General features: G+C 61.3%; 19 protein-coding genes and 1 pseudogene. 11 read left to right on the top strand and 9 right to left on the bottom strand.

Annotated elements, in window-relative coordinates; all coding sequences use genetic code 11:
• Positions 1-7 precede the first annotated feature (7 nt).
• Positions 8-787, bottom strand: coding sequence for a peroxide stress protein YaaA (gene yaaA / locus FFS13_RS05165; protein ID WP_137818040.1), 780 nt, complete (start codon positions 785-787; stop codon positions 8-10).
• A gap of 176 nt (positions 788-963) precedes the next feature.
• Here yaaA and FFS13_RS19980 point away from each other — a divergent pair.
• The 7 genes and pseudogenes from FFS13_RS19980 to FFS13_RS05130 form a co-directional block, all read left to right on the top strand.
• A pseudogene (locus FFS13_RS19980) lies at positions 964-1095 on the top strand (cation transporter); the annotation flags it as partial.
• Between the two features lie 273 nt (positions 1096-1368).
• A complete protein-coding gene (locus tag FFS13_RS05155) occupies positions 1369-2760 on the top strand; it encodes a PhoH family protein (protein WP_137818039.1) in 1392 nt (463 codons plus the stop codon).
• A gap of 123 nt (positions 2761-2883) precedes the next feature.
• Positions 2884-3372: a cyclic pyranopterin monophosphate synthase MoaC gene (gene moaC, locus FFS13_RS05150; RefSeq protein WP_137818038.1), complete on the top strand. Its 489-nt coding sequence runs from the start codon at positions 2884-2886 to the stop codon at positions 3370-3372.
• Positions 3372-3620, top strand: coding sequence for a molybdopterin converting factor subunit 1 (gene moaD / locus FFS13_RS05145; protein WP_137818037.1), 249 nt, complete (start codon positions 3372-3374; stop codon positions 3618-3620). Before moaC ends, moaD begins: the two co-directional genes overlap by 1 nt.
• A gap of 1 nt (position 3621) precedes the next feature.
• Positions 3622-4077, top strand: a complete 456-nt coding sequence (moaE, locus tag FFS13_RS05140) for a molybdopterin synthase catalytic subunit MoaE (protein ID WP_137818036.1) — start codon at positions 3622-3624, stop codon at positions 4075-4077.
• A gap of 417 nt (positions 4078-4494) precedes the next feature.
• Positions 4495-5271 carry an ABC transporter substrate-binding protein gene (locus tag FFS13_RS05135; RefSeq protein ID WP_137818035.1) on the top strand — a complete coding sequence of 259 codons (777 nt, stop codon included), beginning with the start codon at positions 4495-4497 and terminating at the stop codon, positions 5269-5271.
• Between the two features lie 124 nt (positions 5272-5395).
• Complete coding sequence (locus FFS13_RS05130) at positions 5396-5953, top strand: nucleotidyltransferase family protein (RefSeq protein ID WP_137818034.1); 558 nt, start codon at positions 5396-5398, stop codon at positions 5951-5953.
• Positions 5954-6035: 82 nt separating this feature from the next.
• On the opposite strand, the gene FFS13_RS05125 is transcribed toward FFS13_RS05130, so the two are convergent.
• The 8 genes from FFS13_RS05125 to FFS13_RS05090 form a co-directional block, all read right to left on the bottom strand.
• Complete coding sequence (locus tag FFS13_RS05125) at positions 6036-6671, bottom strand: transcriptional regulator (RefSeq protein WP_137818033.1); 636 nt, start codon at positions 6669-6671, stop codon at positions 6036-6038.
• A gap of 85 nt (positions 6672-6756) precedes the next feature.
• On the bottom strand, positions 6757-7881 hold the full coding sequence (locus tag FFS13_RS05120; RefSeq protein WP_137818032.1) for an FAD-binding oxidoreductase: 1125 nt from the start codon (positions 7879-7881) through the stop codon (positions 6757-6759).
• A gap of 41 nt (positions 7882-7922) precedes the next feature.
• Positions 7923-8882, bottom strand: coding sequence for an ornithine cyclodeaminase family protein (locus FFS13_RS05115; protein WP_137818031.1), 960 nt, complete (start codon positions 8880-8882; stop codon positions 7923-7925).
• Positions 8883-9168: 286 nt separating this feature from the next.
• Complete coding sequence (gene rhlB, locus FFS13_RS05110; RefSeq protein ID WP_137818030.1) at positions 9169-10632, bottom strand: ATP-dependent RNA helicase RhlB; 1464 nt, start codon at positions 10630-10632, stop codon at positions 9169-9171.
• A gap of 134 nt (positions 10633-10766) precedes the next feature.
• Positions 10767-11930 (bottom strand): dipeptidase, encoded by a 1164-nt coding sequence (locus tag FFS13_RS05105; RefSeq protein WP_137818029.1) that lies wholly within the window; start codon positions 11928-11930, stop codon positions 10767-10769.
• Positions 11931-11965: 35 nt separating this feature from the next.
• Positions 11966-12925 (bottom strand): GGDEF domain-containing protein, encoded by a 960-nt coding sequence (locus FFS13_RS05100; RefSeq protein WP_137818028.1) that lies wholly within the window; start codon positions 12923-12925, stop codon positions 11966-11968.
• Between the two features lie 280 nt (positions 12926-13205).
• Positions 13206-15113 (bottom strand): acyl-CoA synthetase, encoded by a 1908-nt coding sequence (locus FFS13_RS05095; protein WP_137818027.1) that lies wholly within the window; start codon positions 15111-15113, stop codon positions 13206-13208.
• Positions 15114-15144: 31 nt separating this feature from the next.
• On the bottom strand, positions 15145-15801 hold the full coding sequence (locus FFS13_RS05090) for an alpha/beta hydrolase (protein ID WP_137818026.1): 657 nt from the start codon (positions 15799-15801) through the stop codon (positions 15145-15147).
• Positions 15802-16284: 483 nt separating this feature from the next.
• Here FFS13_RS05090 and FFS13_RS05085 point away from each other — a divergent pair, with 483 nt between their 5' ends.
• The 4 genes from FFS13_RS05085 (at position 16285) to FFS13_RS05070 (ending at position 20479) form a co-directional block, all read left to right on the top strand.
• On the top strand, positions 16285-17313 hold the full coding sequence (locus FFS13_RS05085) for an amino acid ABC transporter substrate-binding protein (protein WP_137818025.1): 1029 nt from the start codon (positions 16285-16287) through the stop codon (positions 17311-17313).
• Positions 17314-17414: 101 nt separating this feature from the next.
• Positions 17415-18599 carry an amino acid ABC transporter permease gene (locus tag FFS13_RS05080; RefSeq protein ID WP_171006424.1) on the top strand — a complete coding sequence of 395 codons (1185 nt, stop codon included), beginning with the start codon at positions 17415-17417 and terminating at the stop codon, positions 18597-18599.
• A 4-nt stretch (positions 18600-18603) separates the two neighbouring features.
• Positions 18604-19701 (top strand): amino acid ABC transporter permease, encoded by a 1098-nt coding sequence (locus FFS13_RS05075; protein WP_137818024.1) that lies wholly within the window; start codon positions 18604-18606, stop codon positions 19699-19701.
• A gap of 10 nt (positions 19702-19711) precedes the next feature.
• Positions 19712-20479: an amino acid ABC transporter ATP-binding protein gene (locus tag FFS13_RS05070; RefSeq protein ID WP_137818023.1), complete on the top strand. Its 768-nt coding sequence runs from the start codon at positions 19712-19714 to the stop codon at positions 20477-20479.
• Positions 20480-20623 lie beyond the last annotated feature (144 nt).

Genomic DNA, 20623 nt, shown 5'->3' with positions numbered 1-20623 from the left:
TCAGGGCTCAGTCTTGTGGCGCGTCGCGCAGGAACACCAGGCTGTCCTGTTTGGAGTTTTCTGCCGAGAAGCGATAGCCCTGACAATTGAAGTCCTTCAACCCTTCGGGGGTGCTCAGGCGTTCCTTGATCACGTAGCGCGCCATCATGCCGCGGGCTTTTTTGGCATAGAAGCTGATGATCTTGTACTGGCCGTTTTTCAGATCCTTGAACTCGGTGTCGATGATCCGCGCGTTGAGCGCTTGGCGTTTCACCGCGCTGAAGTATTCGTTGGAGGCCAGGTTGAGCAGGATATCGTCGCCTTGAGCGGCCAAGGCTTCATTCAGCCAGCCGCTGATGCGCTCGCCCCAGAACGCGTAGAGATCCTTGCCCCGGCGGTTGGCCAGTTTGGTGCCCATTTCCAGGCGATAGGGTTGCATCAGATCCAGCGGCCGCAATACACCGTATAGGCCCGAGAGCATGCGCAGGTGCTCCTGGGCGAAGTCGAAGTCGGCTTCGGTGAAGTCTTGCGCGTGCATGCCGGTATACACATCGCCCTTGAAGGCCAGCAGCGCCTGCTTGGCGTTCTCGGGAGTGAACAGCGGCGTCCAGCTGCCGTAGCGCGCGGCATTCAGCCCGGAGAGCTTGTCCGAGAGGTGCATCAGCTCGCCGATCTGGGCGGGGCTGAGTTCGCGCAGTTGCATGATCAGCTCTTGGGCGTGATCGAGGTACTCGGGCTGGGTGTAGCGGGCGGTGGTCGGTGGGCTGGCGTAGTCGAGGGTTTTGGCGGGGGATAGCACCATCAGCATGAGTCGTCTCCTAAAGGCTGCGCTGATTCTAGGCGCTGCGCTGTCCAGGCTCTAGCTATAACGCTTATAGGTTGGAGCTAGGGGTGTAGGCTGGGTAGAACGAAGTGAAACCCAGCTGGGGCAGACGCTGGGTTTCGCCAAAGATGGCTCTACCCAGCCACGCTCTGCGGTTTGATCTTGGGGCGGTAACCCATGGCGACACCTCGGCGGATCGCTACAAGGCGCGCCTGGCGGGCTTTACCGAGCTGGTGCATGTGACCGTGGAGGTGAATCGTTGCCGCGCGGAGGAACCTGCCGCGAGGCGGTAGGACTTTCGACTGTAACGAGCTACCCGGGCGGCGCCAAGCGCTTTTCGTCGTGCCGACAAATAAACCCTAAAAACAAAAAAATTACTTTTTGCTGTCATGTTTTTTGGAGTATTTAAAAGACAGACCGTCGAACCCTGCAACACAGGTGGCGGCCATCGGCCTATACCTTGTTTGCATCTTCTTGCGCCGCGGCCCGAGAAGACGGCGGCCTCTCCGCGGCGGAGCGCCGTTCTGGCATTCCGTCGCTTGGCTCCTATAAGAAGGTGACCGAGTATGGATGACCACGGACGCTCCAGCCCTACCGCTCCAACCCTCTACGCCCTCGATACGAACGTCCTGATCCACGATCCCAACGCGTTGCTCAACTTTCAGGAACACCACGTTGCCATCCCGATGACCGTATTGGAGGAACTGGATAAGCTGAAAACCGGCAAACAAGGCATCGCCGCCGAGTGCCGTCAGGCCATTCGCCTGATTGACAAGATTCTCGGTGGAGCCTCGCCGGAACAAGTGGAGCATGGGGTACCCATTCAGCGCGACAAGAGTGGGCCTTGTGGCTTTTTGTCGATCCTCATGAGCCGGCGTGCCGAGCCCATCACCTGGCTCCCGGAAGACCTCAACGACAACAAAATCATCAATCAGTTGGTGGAGCTGAAATCGCGCAAGCCCGGTTTGGCCGTGGTGCTGGTGACCAAGGACATCAACATGCGCCTGAAGGCGCGCGCCTGCGGTATCGAGTCCGAGGACTATCACACCGACCAGCTGGTCGACGACATCTCGCTGCTGCCGCGTGGCTATCACACGCTTAACGGCTCGTTCTGGGACCGCGTGAGCAAGGTGGAAACCCGCCAGGATCATGGTCGCACCTGGCACCGCGTGCAGCTCACCGACAACCTGCCGGCGGTGCATATCAACGAGTTCATCGTCGATGAGCAGGGCTTTGTCGGCTGGATCAAGGGCATCAAGGCCGACGAACTGCTGATCCTCGACCTGCACCAGGAGCCGCTGCTGCATCAGGAGGCCTGGGGCTTACGTCCGCGGGACGTGTACCAGAGCTTGGCGTTGTTCGCTTTGCTCGATCCGGACATCCACCTGGTCAACCTGTCCGGCGCTGCCGGGTCGGGTAAAACCATTCTGGCGCTGGCCGCGGCGATCGAGCAGACCATGGTCAGCAAACGCTACCGGCGGATCATCGCCACCCGCAGCGTGCAGGGGTTGGATCAGGAGATCGGCTTTCTGCCGGGCACCGAGGCGGAGAAGATGGAACCCTGGCTCGGCGCCATCACCGATAACCTGGAAGCCCTGCACATGGATGATGAAAGCACCCATGGCAGCGTCGATTACATCCTCAGCAAGGTGCCGTTGCAGTTCAAATCGCTGAACTACATTCGGGGTCGCAGTTTCCAGCAGAGCCTGATCCTGATCGACGAGTGCCAGAACCTCACTCCACACCAGATGAAAACCATCATCACCCGCGCCGGGACCGGCTCTAAGGTGGTTTGTCTGGGCAACCTGGCGCAGATCGATACGCCTTATCTGTCGGCGCCCAGTTCAGGCCTGACCTACCTCACCGAACGCTTCAAGGACTTCCCCCACGGCGTGCACATCACCCTGCAAGGGGTGCCGCGCTCGGTGCTGGCGGAGTACGCCGAAGCCAATATGTAAGTCTGCCGACCGCCGGGCGGTTAGGCGCCGCCCGGCCCCCTTCTCGTCGATTGGCCGCTATTCAGGCGTGCCGGAATCTGACCCGCGGGTTTACAATCGCCACTCCTCATCAGGAGTAAGGCAGTGTTAACTCATCTCGACTCCCAAGGCCGCGCCAATATGGTCGATGTCACCGAAAAAGCGGTGACTTCCCGTGAAGCCGTCGCCGAAGCCTTGGTGCGCATGCGCCCGGAAACCCTGCAACTGATCCAAGACGGCGGGCATCCCAAGGGCGATGTGTTTGCCGTGGCGCGCATCGCCGGCATTCAGGCGGCGAAAAAAACCGCAGATCTGATTCCGCTCTGCCACCCGTTGATGCTGACCAGCGTCAAAGTCGAACTGACGGCAGAGGGCCACGACGCGGTGCGGATCCGCGCCCGTTGCAAGCTGGCCGGGCAGACCGGGGTGGAGATGGAGGCGCTGACCGCGGCCAGCGTTGCGGCATTGACCATCTACGACATGTGCAAAGCGGTGGATCGCGGCATGGTCATCGAAAGCGTGCGCCTGCTGGAAAAGCTCGGTGGTAAGAGCGGTGCCTTCAAGGTGCAAGAGCCCAAAGCCGAGGAGCAATGATGATTCGCGTGCAGTATTTCGCCCGTTACCGTGAGGCGCTGGGTATCGATGCCGAGCAACTGGGCGGTGACAAGACGTTCGCCACCCTCGACGCGCTGCGTCAGCACCTGCTGGCCCGCGGTGGCGTCTGGGCGGTGTTGGCCGAGCAGAACCTGATGTGCGCGCGCAATCAGGAGCTGTGCAGCCTCGATGAGCCGCTGGCGGATGGTGACGAGGTGGCGTTTTTCCCCACGGTCACAGGTGGCTAGCATGGGCATTCGGGTACAGGAAAGCGCTTTCGATCCGGGTGTTGAAGTCAACGCTCTGCACGCAGCTAACGTCGGTGTCGGCGCGGTGGTCAGCTTCGTCGGTTATGTGCGCGACTTTAACGAGGGCCGCGAGGTGGCCGGGATGTTCCTCGAACACTTCCCCGGAATGACCGAAAAAGCCTTGGCCAAGATCGCCAGCGAAGCCGAGCAGCGTTGGCCGTTGCTGAAGATCGAAGTGCTGCACCGCATCGGCCGGCTGGAGCCGGGCGAGCCGATCGTCTTCGTCGGCACCGCCAGCGCCCATCGCCAGGCGGCATTTGATGCCTGCGCCTTTATCATGGACTACCTGAAAACCCGCGCGCCGTTCTGGAAGAAGGAAGACACCGCCGACGGCCCGCGCTGGGTCGAGGGACGCTGCAGCGATCAGCAAGCGGCTGAGCGTTGGCAGAAAAACTAGGGAAACAGTCTTATTTCTAGGCCTCCTAGAACTGCTGTCCATTGGCTTCGCTGCCGTTTGACTCACCGCCTCGCAGCGCCGCTCCAGCGTGGCGGCGAGCAGCGCCAGTCTTGGCACTCTGGCGCCTGACCCCACCTCACTGTTTAGCGCTATTGCCCAGGATCCCGCAGCGGAATGCGGGAAGGTTTTGGACTGTTGACGATATGTACTTTTAAGTCCAGTATGGACTCACAAGTACAATACAGTGGCGAGCCATGAACCCTCACCGTCAGTCATCAGCCAATCTGTTTGAGCACCTGCCCACCGCTGGTGCCCTTTCTTCTGCCTTGCAACTTAATACCCAAACCGAACTTAACTGCTAGGCCCGTGCCGGCAGCGAGTAGTCCTATACGTCTACGTACAGCGGGAGTCGCAACCATGAGAAAAATCGCACTACTGGGCAGCATCGCCCTCGGCCTGATGGCCTCCAGCCTGTTCGCCGCCGATAAGCCCTTGCGGCTGGGCATCGAGGCGGCCTATCCACCGTTCGCCTATAAGACGCCGGCGGGGGAGATCGAGGGCTTCGACCATGATATTGGCAATGCGCTGTGCGAGCAGATGCAGGTCAAGTGTCAGTGGGTCGAGCAGGAGTTCGATGGTTTGATCCCGTCCCTCAAGGTGCGCAAGGTCGATGCGATTCTGTCGTCGATGACCATCACCGATGAGCGCCGCAAGTCGGTGGATTTCACCGGCAAGTACTACTACAGCCCGGCGCGCCTGGCGATGAAGGCCGGCACTGAGGTCGATGCCGACTTCCAGAGCCTCAAGGGCAAGCGCATCGCGGTGCAACGCTCGACCACCACCGATCGCTTCGCCACCGAGGTGCTAGAGCCCAAGGGCGTGACGGTGGTGCGCTACAGCACGCAGAACGAGATCTACCTGGACCTGCTGTCCGGGCGTCTGGACGGTGTGTTGGCGGATGCCATCCCATTGAATGAGGGGTTCCTGAAGACCGGCAGTGGTAAGGGCTTCGCCTTCGTCGGCCCGGATTTCACCGATCCGCATTACTTCGGTGAAGGCGCCGGTATCGCCGTGCGTAAAGGCGATACGACATTGCTGAATAAGCTGAATGACGCGATCAAGGCGATCCGCGCCAACGGTAAGTATCAGGCGATTCAGAGCAAGTACTTCGACTTCGATATCTACGGCAAGTAAGCTTGCAGGAAGAAAATAGCCCCGCATCTGCGGGGCTATTTGTTGGGGGAAGGTGAGTGGCTGCTTTCTACCCAATATAGAACTCTCAGGGAAATTTACATTCAGGGAACAGGGAAATTAGGCAGTGTTGACAAGTGAAAGGCTCATCGAGATTGCTGCAACTAACCGTGTAAATGCCGAGCTGATTCGTCGCTTGCCAGCCCTAGGTCTGGATCAATGCATGCTGACGGCTGGTTGCCTTTTCCAAACAGTGTGGAATCAAAAGTCTGGGTTACCAGCGGGATGGGGTATCAAAGACTACGACATCTTCTATTTCGATGAGGATGTATCTTGGGAAGCTGAGAACTCAGTAATCAACGCTGTCCAAGACGCATGCCGAGATCTGGATATCAGTATCGAGGTCAAAAACCAAGCACGTGTCCACCTCTGGTACGCCCAGCGGTTCGGTAGACCTTACCCTCAGCTTCGCTCAGCAAAAGAGGGAGTTGATCGCTATCTAATCTCGGGTACGTGCATTGGGTTGGATATCCGGAGCGGAGAAATTTATGCGCCCTACGGTTTGACGGACGCAGACGAAGGTCTGTTACGCATAAATCCGTTGAATCATCAGCCAGACCTCTTCATTCAAAAAGCGAAGAGTTACCAAGAGCGTTGGTCATGGCTCAAGATCTTGAGCAGCTAAAAAGCTGGATCAATTGCTATGGCAGCTCCTGGCCGAAATCTGCCATCCAATCCATAGCCCAGCCCGCCAGGCAAACACCTCGTCAGCCTTCGCCCTTGATCTCTTTCAAATGCTTGTAGACCGTGGCACGGCCCATATTCAGGACATTCGCCACGTAGTTGGCGGCACTCTTGCCACGGAACGCACCTTCGCCGTACAGGGCTTCGACCAGTTCGCGCTTGTGCTCGCGGGTGAGCAGGTTGAGGCCGAGTTGACGCTGGCGTAGCCAGTTGTGCAGGAAGGTGTTGATCCGCTCCTGCCAGTCGTCGCGGAACAGTGCGTCCGGCTGCGGGATCAGCTTGCTGGAGGAGAGGAACAGATCCAGCGCGGCCTTGGCGCTCTCGAACAGGGAGATGTTCAGGTTGATGCAGAGCACGGCCAACGGCGCGCCCTGGGCATCGCACAGCACGCTGCTGACCGAGCGAATCTTCTGACCGTCCCAGTTGAGCTTCTCGTAGGGGCCGATATTGCGCTCGCCGCGCTCTTCGCTGAGCAAATCCTCCAGCGCCGCGTCGTCGCCGATTTCGCGCTTAGAGATATTGTTGGCGATGTAGTCCACCCGCTGGCTGCGCAAGTCGTGCAGCACCACCTCGGCATGGGGGTAGAACAAGGTGGCAATGGCGTCGGCAATCGCCCTGAAATTATCCAGGGCGGGGTCTTGGCGGTGCTCTGGCTTCATGCGGGATGGGACTCCAGGTGACTGCGACAGGCGCGCGTAAGGTGCGCGCCGGATGCTGCGAGTGTGCCGCAAAGCGCTGTGCGCGTCATTTCAAGCGTGCCGGGGAGAGCATGGCTGCGCTCAGCCCGAAGCGCCCCAGGTGCTCGGGGAGCGGTTGTTGGCGGATCAGTGCGGCGCAGGCTTCGCCCATCGCCGCGGAGGTTTGGATGCCATAGCCGCCTTGGCCCGCCACCCAGAAGAAACCCGGTGCCTGCAGATCGTAACCGCCGACCAGATCGCCATCGGCGACGAAGGAGCGCAAGCCGGCCCAGGTGCGCGTCGGTCGGCGGATGTTCAGCGTGGTGGCTTCTTCGATCTGGTAGATGCCCATGGCGATATCCAGCTCTTCCGGCTGCACATCATGGGGTTCGACCGGGTCGGCGTTGGCGGGCGAGCCGAGCAGCATGCCGGCGTCCGGTTTGAAATAGAAGGATTCGTCGAGGCTCACCAGGCACGGCCAGGCATGGGTATCCAGGCCTTCCGGTGGCGCAAAGATGAACGCTGCGCGGCGTTTCGGTTGCAGGCCCAGGGGCGGCACGCCGGCCAGTTCGGCCAGCTTGTCGGCCCAGCCCCCGGCGGCGTTGATCAGCACCGGCGCGCGGTAGGTCTGCTTGCCCGTGCGGACTTCCCAGACCTCGTCTAGGCGCTCGAGGCTGGTGACTTCACTGTCGCAGTGGATCTGCCCGTTATTGCGGCGGATACCGCGCAGGTAACCCTGGTGCAAGGCATCGGTATCGATATCGGCGGCGCTTGGGTCGAGCATGGCGCCGTGGACCTTGTCCCGGCGCAGTACTGGCACTAGGGCGCAGGCCTGGTCGGCACTGAGCAATTGCATCTCGGGGACGCTGGTCTTGCCACTCAGGTATTGGCGCTCCAGCTCTTCGGGGTCACCGTTGAAATCCACCACCATCTCGCCGCGGGGGCTGAGGAGCGGGTGTTCGCTGAAGCCTGCCGGCGGTGCATCGAAGAAGGCGCGGCTGGCGGCGGTCAGCGCGCGTACCTGCGGGCTGCCATAGGCCACGGTATAGAGCGCCGCGGAGCGGCCGGTGGCGTGATAGCCGGGCAGCGACTCACGTTCGAGAATCAGTACGCGGCCGTGTGGCGACAACCAAAAGCCGGTGGCGGCGCCGGCAATACCGGCGCCAATGATGATGAAGTCTGCTTCGAGCATGGGGGCTCCTAGTACATCCTGCGACGATCTTGAACGGGTTCTTAGTGGGTTTGCTGATAAAGCTGGTAGAGCGCATTGGCCAGCGCGATATCTTCCAGGCCCAGGCCGATGGAGCGGAAGAACACCGAGCGCTGGTAGTCGGGCAGACGCGCCGTGCCGCTCAGCAGTTCCGGCAAGTCACCGAGAATGGCGCTGTTGCTCCAGCCATGCTGGCTGCTGGCCAGGAGCATTTCACCGGCAGAACCTGGGGTGGTGGCGCGGTAGTCGCAGTACACATCCATCTGCGCCAGCGCCTGCGGCGGCACCTCATGGGCGCGCACGGCATTGGTGCTGATGGAGGTGATCAGCGCCGGTTTGCTCAGCGTGCTCGGGTCCAGCACCGGGTTGGCCGACGAGGTGCAGAGCATGATCACATCGGCGTCTGCGACCGCCTCCGCCAGGCTGGCGCTGAGTTGCAGGCGTGGGTCGAGGTTGCTCAGCTCGGTGTGCGCCGCCGCGCTTTGCTGGGCGAGGCCGGGGGAGTAGAGGTGGATGCTCTGCCAGTCGCGCAGGCCCCGCACATACTGCACATGGGCGCGCGCCACGGGACCGCTGCCGATCACCGCGAGACGTTTGGCCTGCGGCGCAGCCAAGGCGTCTACCGCCACGGCGGTGGTGGCGGCCGTCCGCGCGGTGGTCAGTGCGCCGGCATCGCAGAGCAGCAAGGGCTGACCGCTGTCCATGGACATCAGCAGGGTCCAGGCGGTGACCAGTGCACCCTGCTCGCCCTTGATATAGGGCGAGGTCTTGACCCCGTAGACCCGCTCTGCCGCCAGGACTCCCAGGTAATTGATAAAGTCGCCGGCGGCGTTGGGAAACTCCACCAACTGCTGTGCCGGTTGTACGGCAGTAGCGGCAGCCAGGTCGCGGAACATCTTGCTCATGGCCTGGTGCACGTCGACTTTGGCGAGCAATTGCTCGGCTTCAGCCTGTTGAATGACATAGGGAAGGCTGCTGGACATGGTTCCACTCCGAGGCTGAAAATAAACTTATTTGTCTATGTTGGACTTTTAAGTATTTTTCGGCAAGCGGACAGGCGAATGCCTGTAAGGGAATGACGCGTCCCTGCAAGGTTAGGGGATAGCTGTCGCGGCATCTGCAGGCTGGCGTAGAGCGAAGCGAAACCCAGCCAGGCCTCGCTGGGTTTCGCTAAAAAACGGCTCTACCCAGGCTACGCTTCGTGGCCCGAACCACAGCCATAAAAAGCGGAGCAGGTTGCCCTGCGCCGCTTTTTCCTTCGCGCCACGCTTAGTGCTTGCGCGGCACCGGCTTGAGCAGCTCGGTCGGCGGGGTTTCGCAATTGATCTTGCGCCCCAGCAGCGCTTCGATCGGCGGCAGGGCGTAGGCGTCGTCCTCACCGGCAAAGCTGATCGAGGTGCCGCTGGCGCCGGCGCGACCCGTCCGGCCGATGCGGTGCACGTAGTCGTCCGGGGTTTCCGGCAGGGTGAAGTTGATCACGTGGCTGATGCCGTCGACGTGGATACCGCGGCCGGCGACATCGGTGGCGACCATCACGCGGATCTTGCCTTCGCGGAAGTCTTCCAGGGTCTTGATCCGCTTGTGCTGCGGCACATCGCCGGACATCTGCGCGGCGCTGATGCCGTCCTTGGTCAGGCGCTCTTCGATGCGCCGGACCTCATCCTTGCGGTTGGCGAAGACCATCACGCGGGTCCAGTCGTTCTGCGCGATCAGGTTGTACAGCAGCTTGTACTTGTCGCTGCCCGCCACCGCGTAGACATGCTGCTCAACGGTATCGCTGGCGACGTTTTCCGATTCGATCTCGACTATGGCCGGGTTAGTGGTCCACTGCTTCGCCAGGTTCATCACGTCTTCGGTGAAGGTCGCGGAGAACAACAGAGTCTGGCGCTCACCCTTGTGCGGGGTCTGGCGGATGATCTGCCGAACCTGCGGGATAAAGCCCATGTCGAGCATGCGGTCGGCCTCGTCCAGCACCATCACTTCGACCATATCCAGATGCACTTCGCCGCGCTGGTTGAAGTCCAGCAGGCGGCCGGGGGTGGCGACCAGGATATCGCAGTGCTTGGCTTCCAGCTGTTTGAGCTGCTTGTCGAAGTCCATGCCGCCGACGAAGGACATCACGTTGAGACCGCTGTACTTGGTCAACGCGGCGGCGTCCTTGGCGATCTGCACCACCAGCTCGCGGGTTGGCGCGATGATCAGCGCCCGCGGCTCGCCCATGTAGCGCTCTTTCGGCGGTGGGGTCTGCTGCAGCTGGGTGATGATCGAGATCAGGAAGGCCGCGGTTTTGCCGGTGCCGGTCTGTGCCCGGCCGATGGCGTCCTGGCCGTCCAGGGTGAAGCCCAGAACGCCCGCCTGGATCGGCGTGCAATAAGGGAAGCCGAGGTCGTGGATGGCGTGCATCAGCTCTGGCGAGAGCTTGAAGTCATGGAAGCGGGTCTTGCCGGCTTGCGGTTCGACGACGAAATCCTCCAGCTTCCAGGTGCTGACCGGTGCTTTCGCGGGGCGTGCGCGGCGCGGTTTCTCGGTCTTCGGACTGTCGCTCTTGGCCGTGGCGCTGCGTGGCGTGTTGTCGGTTTGGGCGGCTTGCGGCTCGCGGGCGGTGTGCGCAGGCTGACGCTGGCGGGCGGCACCCTCGGCGGCGGTAGTGGGAGCGGAAGAGGTTGCAACGGGGCCAGACGCGGGCAGTTCGCCCTCGCCTTTGCCAAACATTTTCTTAAGTGCTTTGAGCACGGGAATCTCTTCAATTGATTAAGGAATGAACGCCCGCCAGTGTAAAGCAAGAAGCCGGTGTGGCGAAATGTTGCGGCGGGTGGCGCACCAGAACCCTTAAGGCCCCGGCGCTGCGGGCTGTTGAGCGACGTTGCTTAGGCTTGTGGCAGGCTCTGCAGGAGCAAGCGTTGCACATTGCCGCCCATGATCGCGGCAATATCGGTGCGGCTGAAGCCCGCCTGCAGCAGAGCTTCGGTCAGTTGGGCCAGGCCCGTGGCATCGAAGGGCGCATGGATGGTGCCGTTGAAGTCGGAGCCCAGGGCCACATGCTCAACGCCGATTTTATCGGCCGTGTAACGAATCGCTTTGACGATGGCGGCGACCGAGGTGGCGCACACCGCAGTGTCCCAGTAGCCGATGCCGATCACCCCACCGGTGGCCGCAATGCGCTGGAGGTGTTCGTCGCTGAGGTTGCGTGTGCCTGGGCAGGTGCCTTCGACGCCGGTGTGGGAGACCAGTAGCGGGCGTGTGGCGATGGCCAGCACGTCGTCGATCAGTGCTCGCGAGGCGTGGGCCAGGTCGACTAGCATGCCTTTTTCTTCCAGGCGGGCGATCACGCGGCGGCCAAAGGGTGTCAGTCCAGCCTTTTCCAGGCCGTGGGCGGAGCCGCCGACTTCGTTGTCGAAGAAGTGGGTGAGCCCGGCGATGCGGAAGTCCGCGTCATACAGGCGGTCGATATTCTCAAGTTTGCCCTCCAGCGGGTGCAGACCCTCGGTGGCGAGAATGGCGGCGAGGCGCTGTGGGTCCTGTTTCCAGGCTTGGATAAAGCTGGCCAGTTCGCCGCGGTTTCTCACCACCACCAGGCGGCCGGCGCTATTGGCAGCGGCCTGATGCAGTTTCTGGCTTTGGTAGAGCGCGCGTTCCAGCAGGCTGGTCCAGGTCGCGCGCGGCCAGCGCTGGGCCATGGCCAGCAGGGTGATGTTGTCGCTGTCGCTGGCATTTTTTTCGTAATTCAGGCCGCGCGGGGTCTTGGTTACGGTGGAAAACACCTGCAGGCCAACCCGGCCTTCGAGCATCCGCGGCAGGTCCGAGTGGCCGTAATCCACACGCTTGAGCAGGTCGCGCTCCCAGAGCAGCGCATCGTCGTGCAGGTCGGCGATAAACAAGCTGTTGTGCAGTTGTTTAGCATCGGCGCTGGCCGGGTAGGGCGCCGGCGTAGCAACGCTATTGAGCTTGCGGTCGAGCAGGTTAGGCAGGCTGAAGAAGATGGCGAGGCCGATGACAGGCAGGGCGATCAGGGCCATCGAGAGTTTGCGCATGGGTAGCATCCGAGCTCGTTGTTATGCCGGGCACTCTAGCAGAGCCTGTCTGTCGCTTCGCCGCAGAGGCAGTTGCGACCTAGTTGCTTGGCTTGGTAAAGCGCGCTGTCGGCGCGGGCGATCAGGCTTTGCAGGCTATCTTTGGCGCGCATTTGCGCCAGACCGATGGACAGGGTGACGCCGGGCAATACGCCGACTGGGGAGTAGAAGGAGTTGATTTGTTCCAGCCCTCGCCTTAGCCGCTCACCGATGCTGCGGCCTTCTTCTGCGGCCATCTCCGGCAGCAGGATGACGAATTCCTCACCGCCATAGCGGGTCAGGCTGTCCTTCGGCCGTAACTGCTTACGCAGGGTATGGGCGACCAGGCACAAGGCATAGTCACCGGCCAGATGGCCATGCTGGTCGTTGTAGGCTTTGAAGTGGTCGACATCCAGCATTAACAGGCACATCGGCTGGCCGTTGAAGGCGCAGCGAGTGTTCTCGCGCGCAAACACATGCTCCAGCCAGCGGCGGTTGAAGGAGCCGGTGAGGGTGTCGATATTGGCGTGTTGTTCACTGTCGAGGATGATTTGGTTGCCTTGGCGCACGCGTTCGCAGAGCAGCTCCAGCAGGTTATGCAGCAGTTGCGGCGATTGCGTGAGCAGCTTGAGCAGGGATTCCCGGTGTAGGCGCAGCACCAGGCTCGGCGCCGTGGCGACCACATAGGCGCAAGGGTGGTCGTTGTCGATAAAGCTGATTTCGCCGACGCACTCACCCACTTCCAGGGTGCTGACCGCCTGGTTATCCAGCGAACCGAGGTAGACCTTGAGCTGGCCTTTGAGCAGAAGATAGAGGTACTGATTACGGTTGAACGGTGAAAGCAGGACTTCATCGGCCTCTAATTCGCAGGCGTGAAACTCCTTGAGTAGCAGTGCAAGGCTACTGGCGGCGACGTTGTGAAACAGTCGCAGTTGTCGCATTTGCTGCAGGTCTGCCTGCCAATGCGCGGTTTTCATCGCAAGGAGGGTGGTTGGCCGGGCTGGCTGCGAGAGGTGGAGGGCATCGCGTACGCTTCCTTTCGTTTGGGCGAACACCTGGCCCGACAGTATTCGAGCCGTGCCAGGCTGACAATCCTCGCGCAAAGTCGGGCCGACCAGTGGTCGCTCAGACCCTTAGCGGATTGCTGAACTCTGGGTTGATCGCTACCCCATCGTTGGTTTGCTGCTCTCGACGGGTTTGCTGCCAAGCAAAGGTGGCGGCCTTTGCTTGGCGGTCGACCGGTCGTGCTTGCCGGGTTCAGTCCGCCGCGACTAGCTCGCACCTCACCGCAAAGCCGACCAGGCAGTTTTCGATGGCCGCCCGCCGCGCCGTATCCAACTGCGTGACATGGATCCGCGCCAGTTGCCCATGCCGATCATCGGCAATGACTTCGACCCGGATAGTCGGATCAAGGTGACGCAGGGACTCTTCGAAAACGCGACGAATGGCATCGAAACGCAGGGCCGGCTTGAAGGTCTTGCCCACCGCGGTGACCGGTATGGCGTCGATGATCCACACCTCCTTGGGGATCGCCGCGCGTTCCGGGATATGCGCGGCGGCATGCTCGCGCAGTTCGGCTTCGCTTGCCGTCACCCCGGGTTTGAGCTGGACGTAGGCCACCGGCAACTCACCGGCCTTGACGTCGGGTTTACCCACGGCGGCGGCCATGGCCACGGCCGGGTGTTTGTGCAGGGCCTCTTCGATCATCTGCGGGTCGATGTTGTGCCCGCCGCGGATGATCAGATCCTTGCTGCGCCCGGTCAGCCAGATATAGCCATCGGCGTCGATACGGCCGAGGTCGCCGGTATTGAACCAGTCGCCATCGACCCAGATGCCTGTGTTCTTGTCGGCCTGCAGGTAGCCGTTGAACACCGTAATGCCGCGCAGGCAGAGGGTGCCGATCTCGTTCTCTGCGGCATTGCGCAGGTACTGGCCCTGCTCGTCGAGTACGGCGATCTTCACTTCGCAATAGGGCATGCGCAGGCCAATCGAGCCGGGCCGTCGCTCGCCCGCCGGGGGATTGCCGCAACTGCCGCAGGTGCCTTCGGTGAGGCCGTAACCTTCGATGAGCTTGAGCCCGGTCTTGCCTTCGAACTGGCGAATCAGCTCCACCGGCATCGGCGCCGCGCCACACAGGGCATAGCGCAGGCTGGACAGATCGTGGCCGGCGCTCGGCACTTGCAGCAGGCCGGCATAGATAGTCGGTACGCCACTGAAGAAGCTCACGCGGTAGCGTTCGATGATCTTCCAGAAGTTCTCAATCAGGCTGCTGTTGCGAAAACCCTGCGGGGTCGCCAGCAGCACTTGGGCGCCGACATAGAACGGCGCCAGGCCGGTGACCATCACGCCGTTGACGTGGAACAGCGGCAGCCCGCAGAGGGTGGTGTCCCGCTCGTTCAGGTCGATCGCCATGGCGAGGATCATCGCCATCGCCACCTCGTTGCGATGGCTGTGCGGCGCCAGCTTGGGGGTGCCGGTGGTGCCGCCGGTGTGGAAGTAGGAGGCGATGTCGTCGGGCTGAATCATCCGGCCGCTTTCCAGGTGATCGTCCGGGCAGGCGGCGATCAGTTCGTCGAAGTCCAGCGCGCCCGTCGGTAACCCGCCGCGCTGGACTTGCAAGCCGCTGCGCTGTGGCTCTGGCAGGTAGTTGGCCAGGTCGACGGTGACAATCGCTTGCAGTTCCGGCAACCGTTCACGCAGGCCGGCGACCTTGTCCCACAGATCGGTGCCGGGGAAAGGGGCCAGGGTCACCAGCACCTCGGAATCGGCTGCGCGGATCAGTTCGGCGATGTGCTCGGCATCCAGCAGCGGATTGATCGCATTGACTATCCCCGCGGCCTCGCCACCCCAAATAGTGAAGTGTGTGTGCGGCAGGTTCGGCAACAGGAACGACACCGCCTTGCCTGGGCGCACACCGAGGCGATGGAAGGCGTTGGCGGTCTGGGTGATTTTGCCGAACAACTCGGCGTAGCTTAGCCGGTAGGGCGTCTCTTCATTATTACCCTGTAACAGGAAGGTCAGCGCCGTGGCATCTGGGCTGCGTGCCGCACTGCGTTGCAGCAGCTCGTAAGTGCTGGGCGGCATGGCGCGATCTTGGAGGGAGAGCTGTTCGATCGACTCGGTATCGCGCAGCGAACCGATAGCGGCAACGGCGGTTTGGCTCATGGCGGTTTTTGCTGGCCTGTTTGCAAAGAGTTCAGCCCAGGCGCGCCGCCAGCCAAGTGCCGATATCGCGCACCTCTTCCGGCAACACCTCGTGGCTCATCGGGTACTCCTGCCAGGTCACCGGCACTCCCTGGGTGACCAGGCAATCATGGGCGGCGCGGCCCAGCGCAGGCAGCACCACCTCATCGAAGGTGCCATGCAAACAATAAACCGGCAGTTGTTTTTTTGTATCCGACAGCTGCAGTTCGGCGCCGAAGGTCGGTGCATAGGTGGACAGCGCCAGCACGCCGCCCAGCGGCCCCTGCCAACGCAAAAATGCAGCGTGCAGCACGACTGCGCCGCCCTGGGAGAAACCGGCGAGGAAAATCCGTGCCGGATCGATACCGCTGTCGCGTTGCGCTTCGATCAGGTCGATGACTTTCTGTGCCGAGGCTTCCAGCTGCTCGCGGTTGATCGCCCGAGCCGGGCTCATGGCGAGGATGTCGTACCAGCTGGGCATGGCATAGCCACCGTTGATCGTCACCGCTTGGGTCGGTGCTTGCGGCAGCACGAAGCGGGTGCTGAGCAGGCGTTGCTGCAACGCCTCGGCCACCGGCAGAAAGTCATAGCGGTCGGCGCCCAGGCCGTGCAACCAGATGACGCACGCATCGGCGGCGTGTGTGGGCTGAAGTATCAGGGTTTCGTGCATGAGCGACTCCGGTACGCTGCGAGCGCCCTCAGACAGGGCGTGGATTCGCCGAGGGTTTGGCGAATCAGTGAAGAACTTGTCGCAAGGTTACAAGTTTTGCCCTTGACCTGCCCGAATAGTGCTTTTCAAGAGGCGTTGGTACGGGCTTTGCTAGGTCCTGCGCTGACTGATCGCAAGGCCCAGCGGTGGTAACACTGCGGATTTCTGGGCGCTGCCACAGACAAAACAAGCGATGGGAGATTCCCAACAGATTCGTCAAACGCTGCAGGTTGGCGCACAAGCGAACGAGATGATCCCTCTCCAGTCCATTCGAACAATGGGCGGGGGTGAGTTTTTGGCCGAGAGGACTATCGCCAGCTAGACTCACTCCTTAGGTCTGCACCCCGGTTGACCCTGCTGCTATCGAGAGGGTTGAGCGTGCCTCATAAGGGTACGGCGGTGGGGCCGAGACTCCAAACACAACAACAGCAACTGGAGGTTTTAATGAAGATGGTGAAATCCACCCTGGCTGTGCTGACCGCTGCAGCGGTGCTCGGCGTCAGCAGCTTCGCTCAGGCGGGCGCAACCCTGGATGCAGTGAAGAAGAAAGGCTTCGTGCAGTGCGGTATTAGCGATGGCTTGCCGGGCTTCTCCTACGCCGACGCCAAGGGCAACTACCTGGGGATCGACGTGGATGTCTGCCGTGCGGTGGCCGCCGCGGTGTTCGGCGATGCCAGCAAGGTCAAGTTCAGCCCGCTGACCGCCAAGGAACGCTTCACGGCGTTGCAGTCTGGTGAAGTCGACATCCTCTCGCGTAACAGCACCTGGACCAGCTCGCGTGATGCGGCCATGGGCCTGAGCTTTACCGGCGTGACCTACTACGACGGCCAGGGCTTCCTGGTGAACAAGAAGCTGGGCGTCTCCAGTGCCAAGGAACTCGATGGCGCCACCGTCTGCATTCAGGCCGGCACCACCACCGAGCTGAACCTCTCCGACTACTTCCGCGCCAATGGCCTGAAGTACACCCCGATCACCTATGACACCTCCGATGAGAGCGCCAAGTCTGTGGAAGCCGGTCGTTGCGACGTGCTGACCTCCGACCAGTCGCAACTCTATGCGCAGCGTATCAAGCTGGCGTCCCCGAACGACTACGTGGTGTTGCCGGAAGTGATCTCCAAGGAGCCGCTCGGCCCGGCAGTGCGTCAGGGTGATGATGAGTGGTTCAAAATTGTGCGTTGGTCGCTGTTCGCACAGTTGAACGCCGAAGAGCTGGGCATCACCTCGAAGAACGTCGAGGAAATGGCCAAATCCACCAAGAACCCGGATATCGCCCGTTTGCTCGGTAGCGAGGGTGAGTTCGGCAAGGATCTGAAACTGCCGAAAGATTGGGCGGTACAGATCGTCAAGCAAGTCGGTAACTACGGTGAAATCTTCGATCGCAACGTCGGTGCCGGCAGCGAGCTGAAGATCGAACGTGGCCTCAATGCCCAGTGGAACAAGGGTGGTCTGCAATACGCACCGCCGGTGCGTTGACCTTCTGCAGCGGCGCTCCGGTTCTGGAGCGCCGCTGTTGTTCTTGATTCCGTGAACTCTGCGCCCGCTCCTGCGGGCGTGGGGCTTCCAAGAGGGCTGCTATGCAAACTACTGCTAATGTCCCGCGTCCTAGAGGTTCGGTCTGGACCGATCCGAAGATCCGCGCGTGGCTATTCCAGATTATTGCCGTTATCGCCGTCGTGGCGTTCGGCTGGTACCTGTTCAACAACACGCAACAAAACCTGGCCGCACGAGGGATCATTTCCGGCTTCAGCTTCCTGAATAGCAGTGCCGGTTTCGGTATTGCGCAACACCTGATCGACTACAACGAGAGCGACTCCTACGGCCGTGTGTTCGTCATAGGTTTGCTCAACACCTTGCTGGTGTCGGTCATCGGTATCGTCTTCGCGACCATTATCGGCTTCATCCTGGGCGTCGCGCGGCTGTCGCCGAACTGGCTGATCAGTAAGCTCGCCACGGTCTATATCGAGACCTTCCGCAACATCCCGCCGCTGCTGCAGATCTTCTTCTGGTACTTCGCGGTGATGCTGGCGATGCCGGGACCGCGGCAGAGCATGGAGCTTGGGGGGACGTTCTTTCTCAACAACCGTGGACTCTATCTGCCCGCACCCATTGCGACCGAAGCCTTCGTGCCTTTCCTGCTGGCGCTGCTGCTGACCCTGGTCGGCATCGTGCTGCTGGTGCGCTGGGGCCGGGCGCGGTTCGAGGTGACCGGAAAACCCTTTCCGCTGCTGCTGAGCTCCCTGGCGCTGCTGGTCGCGATTCCGGGTATCGCCATTCTGCTCGCGGGTAATCCGCTGAGCTGGAGTCTGCCGGAGCTGACGGGTTTCAACTTTCGCGGCGGCTGGGTGCTGATTCCCGAGCTGATTGCGCTGGTGTTGGCGCTGACGATCTACACCGCGGCCTTTATCGCCGAGAATGTGCGTTCCGGGATTCAGGCGGTGAGCCACGGGCAGACCGAAGCCGCGCGTTCTCTCGGCCTCAAACCGGGTATCACGCTGCGCAAGGTGATCATCCCGCAGGCCCTGCGGGTGATTATTCCGCCGCTGACCAGCCAGTACCTGAACTTGGCGAAGAACTCCTCGCTGGCCGCCGGTATCGGTTACCCGGACATGGTGTCGCTGTTTGCCGGTACGGTGCTCAACCAGACCGGCCAGGCGATCGAGGCGATTGCCATCACCATGAGCGTTTACCTGGCCATCAGCCTGAGCATTTCGATGTTGATGAATTGGTACAACAAGCGCATGGCGCTGGTGGAGAGATAGGCGCATGACAACTCATACCTTCAAACCCGATCTACCGCCGCCACTCTTGAGTGTCGGCGTGCTTGGCTGGCTGCGGGCCCATCTGTTCTCCAGCTGGTTCAACACCCTGTTGACTTTTTTAGCCATCTACCTGGTCTGGCTGATCATCCCGCCACTGCTGCAATGGGCCTTTATCCAAGCCGACTGGAGCGGTACCACCCGCGCCGACTGCACCAGTGAAGGCGCCTGCTGGGTCTTTATCAAGCAGCGCTTCAGCCAGTTCATGTACGGTTTCTACCCGTCTGAGCTGCGTTGGCGCGTCGACCTCACCTTTTGGCTGGCGATCATCGGCGCGGCGCCGTTGTTCATCGCCCAGGTGCCGCGCAAGAGCCTGTATGGACTGGGCTTTCTGGTCGTCTATCCGCTGCTGGCTTACTGGCTGTTGCATGGCGGCTTCTTCGGCCTGAGCACGGTAGCGACCAGCCAATGGGGCGGTCTGATGCTGACCCTGGTGATCGCTTCCGTCGGTATCACCGGAGCCTTGCCACTGGGCATCTTGCTGGCCCTCGGGCGGCGTTCGGACATGCCGGCGATTCGCGTGCTGTGCGTCACCTTTATCGAGTTCTGGCGCGGTGTGCCCTTGATCACCGTGCTGTTTATGTCCTCGGTGATGCTGCCGTTGTTTCTCCCGGAAGGCTTGAGCTTCGACAAACTGATGCGCGCCCTGATTGGCGTGATCCTGTTCCAGTCGGCTTATGTCGCCGAGGTGGTGCGTGGCGGTATGCAGGCCATTCCCAAGGGGCAATATGAAGCGGCGGCGGCGATGGGCCTGGGCTACTGGCGGATGATGGGCCTGGTGATTTTACCGCAGGCACTGAAGCTGGTGATTCCGGGCATCGTCAACACCTTCATTGCCCTGTTCAAGGACACCAGCCTGGTGATCATCATCGGCCTGTTCGACCTGCTGAACAGCATCAAGCAGGCGACCACCGACCCGGCCTGGCTGGGGATGGCGACCGAGGGCTATGTGTTCGCCGCGCTGATTTTCTGGATTTTCTGTTTTGGTATGTCCCGCTACTCCATGCATTTGGAGCGCAAGCTGGACACTGGCCACAAGCGTTAGGAGTTTTGTCATGAGTGAAGCAATCAAGCAGTCGGCCAGCACCGAGCCGGGCATGATCCAGATGCAGGGCGTGCACAAATGGTACGGCCAGTTCCATGTGCTCAAGGACATCAACCTGAACGTGCAGGCGGGCGAGCGTATCGTCCTGTGCGGCCCGTCCGGGTCCGGCAAGTCCACCGCCATCCGCTGTCTCAACCGCCTGGAAGAACACCAGCAGGGCCGCATCGTGATCGATGGCACCGAGCTGACCCACGACCTCAAACACATCGAAGCGGTGCGTCGCGAAGTGGGCATGGTGTTCCAGCACTTCAACCTGTTCCCGCACCTGACCGTGCTGCAGAACTGCACCCTGGCACCGATGTGGGTGCGCAACATGCCCAAGCGGGAGGCCGAGGAAGTGGCCATGCATTACCTGGAGCGCGTGCGCATTCCCGAGCAGGCCCTCAAGTACCCGGGGCAGCTCTCCGGCGGCCAGCAGCAGCGCGTGGCCATCGCCCGCGCACTGTGCATGAAGCCGAAGATCATGCTGTTCGATGAACCGACCTCGGCCCTCGACCCGGAAATGGTCAAGGAGGTGTTGGACACCATGGTCAGTCTGGCCGAAGACGGTATGACCATGCTCTGCGTGACCCATGAAATGGGCTTTGCCCGCACCGTGGCGAACCGGGTGATCTTTTTGGACAAGGGCGAGATCGTCGAAGAGGCCGATCCGAATACCTTCTTCAGCAACCCGCAGAACGAGCGGACCAAGCTGTTCCTCAGTCAGATCCTGCACTGAGTCACGCTGAGTCGAAAAAGGGAGCCGCAAGGCTAATGCCAGTCAGTTAAGCCCTTTCGCTTGACCTTGGGCCGCAAGAAATCAAAATCCGATGCCTGAATTGGCATCGGATTTTTTATGCGTCTCGCTCGGGCACTGCAACTG

Origin of the sequence: Pseudomonas sp. 2FG, from assembly GCF_005502935.1 — a bacterium.
In the GTDB taxonomy this organism is placed as follows: domain Bacteria; phylum Pseudomonadota; class Gammaproteobacteria; order Pseudomonadales; family Pseudomonadaceae; genus Aquipseudomonas.
This window is presented reverse-complemented; position numbering and strand designations above follow the sequence as displayed.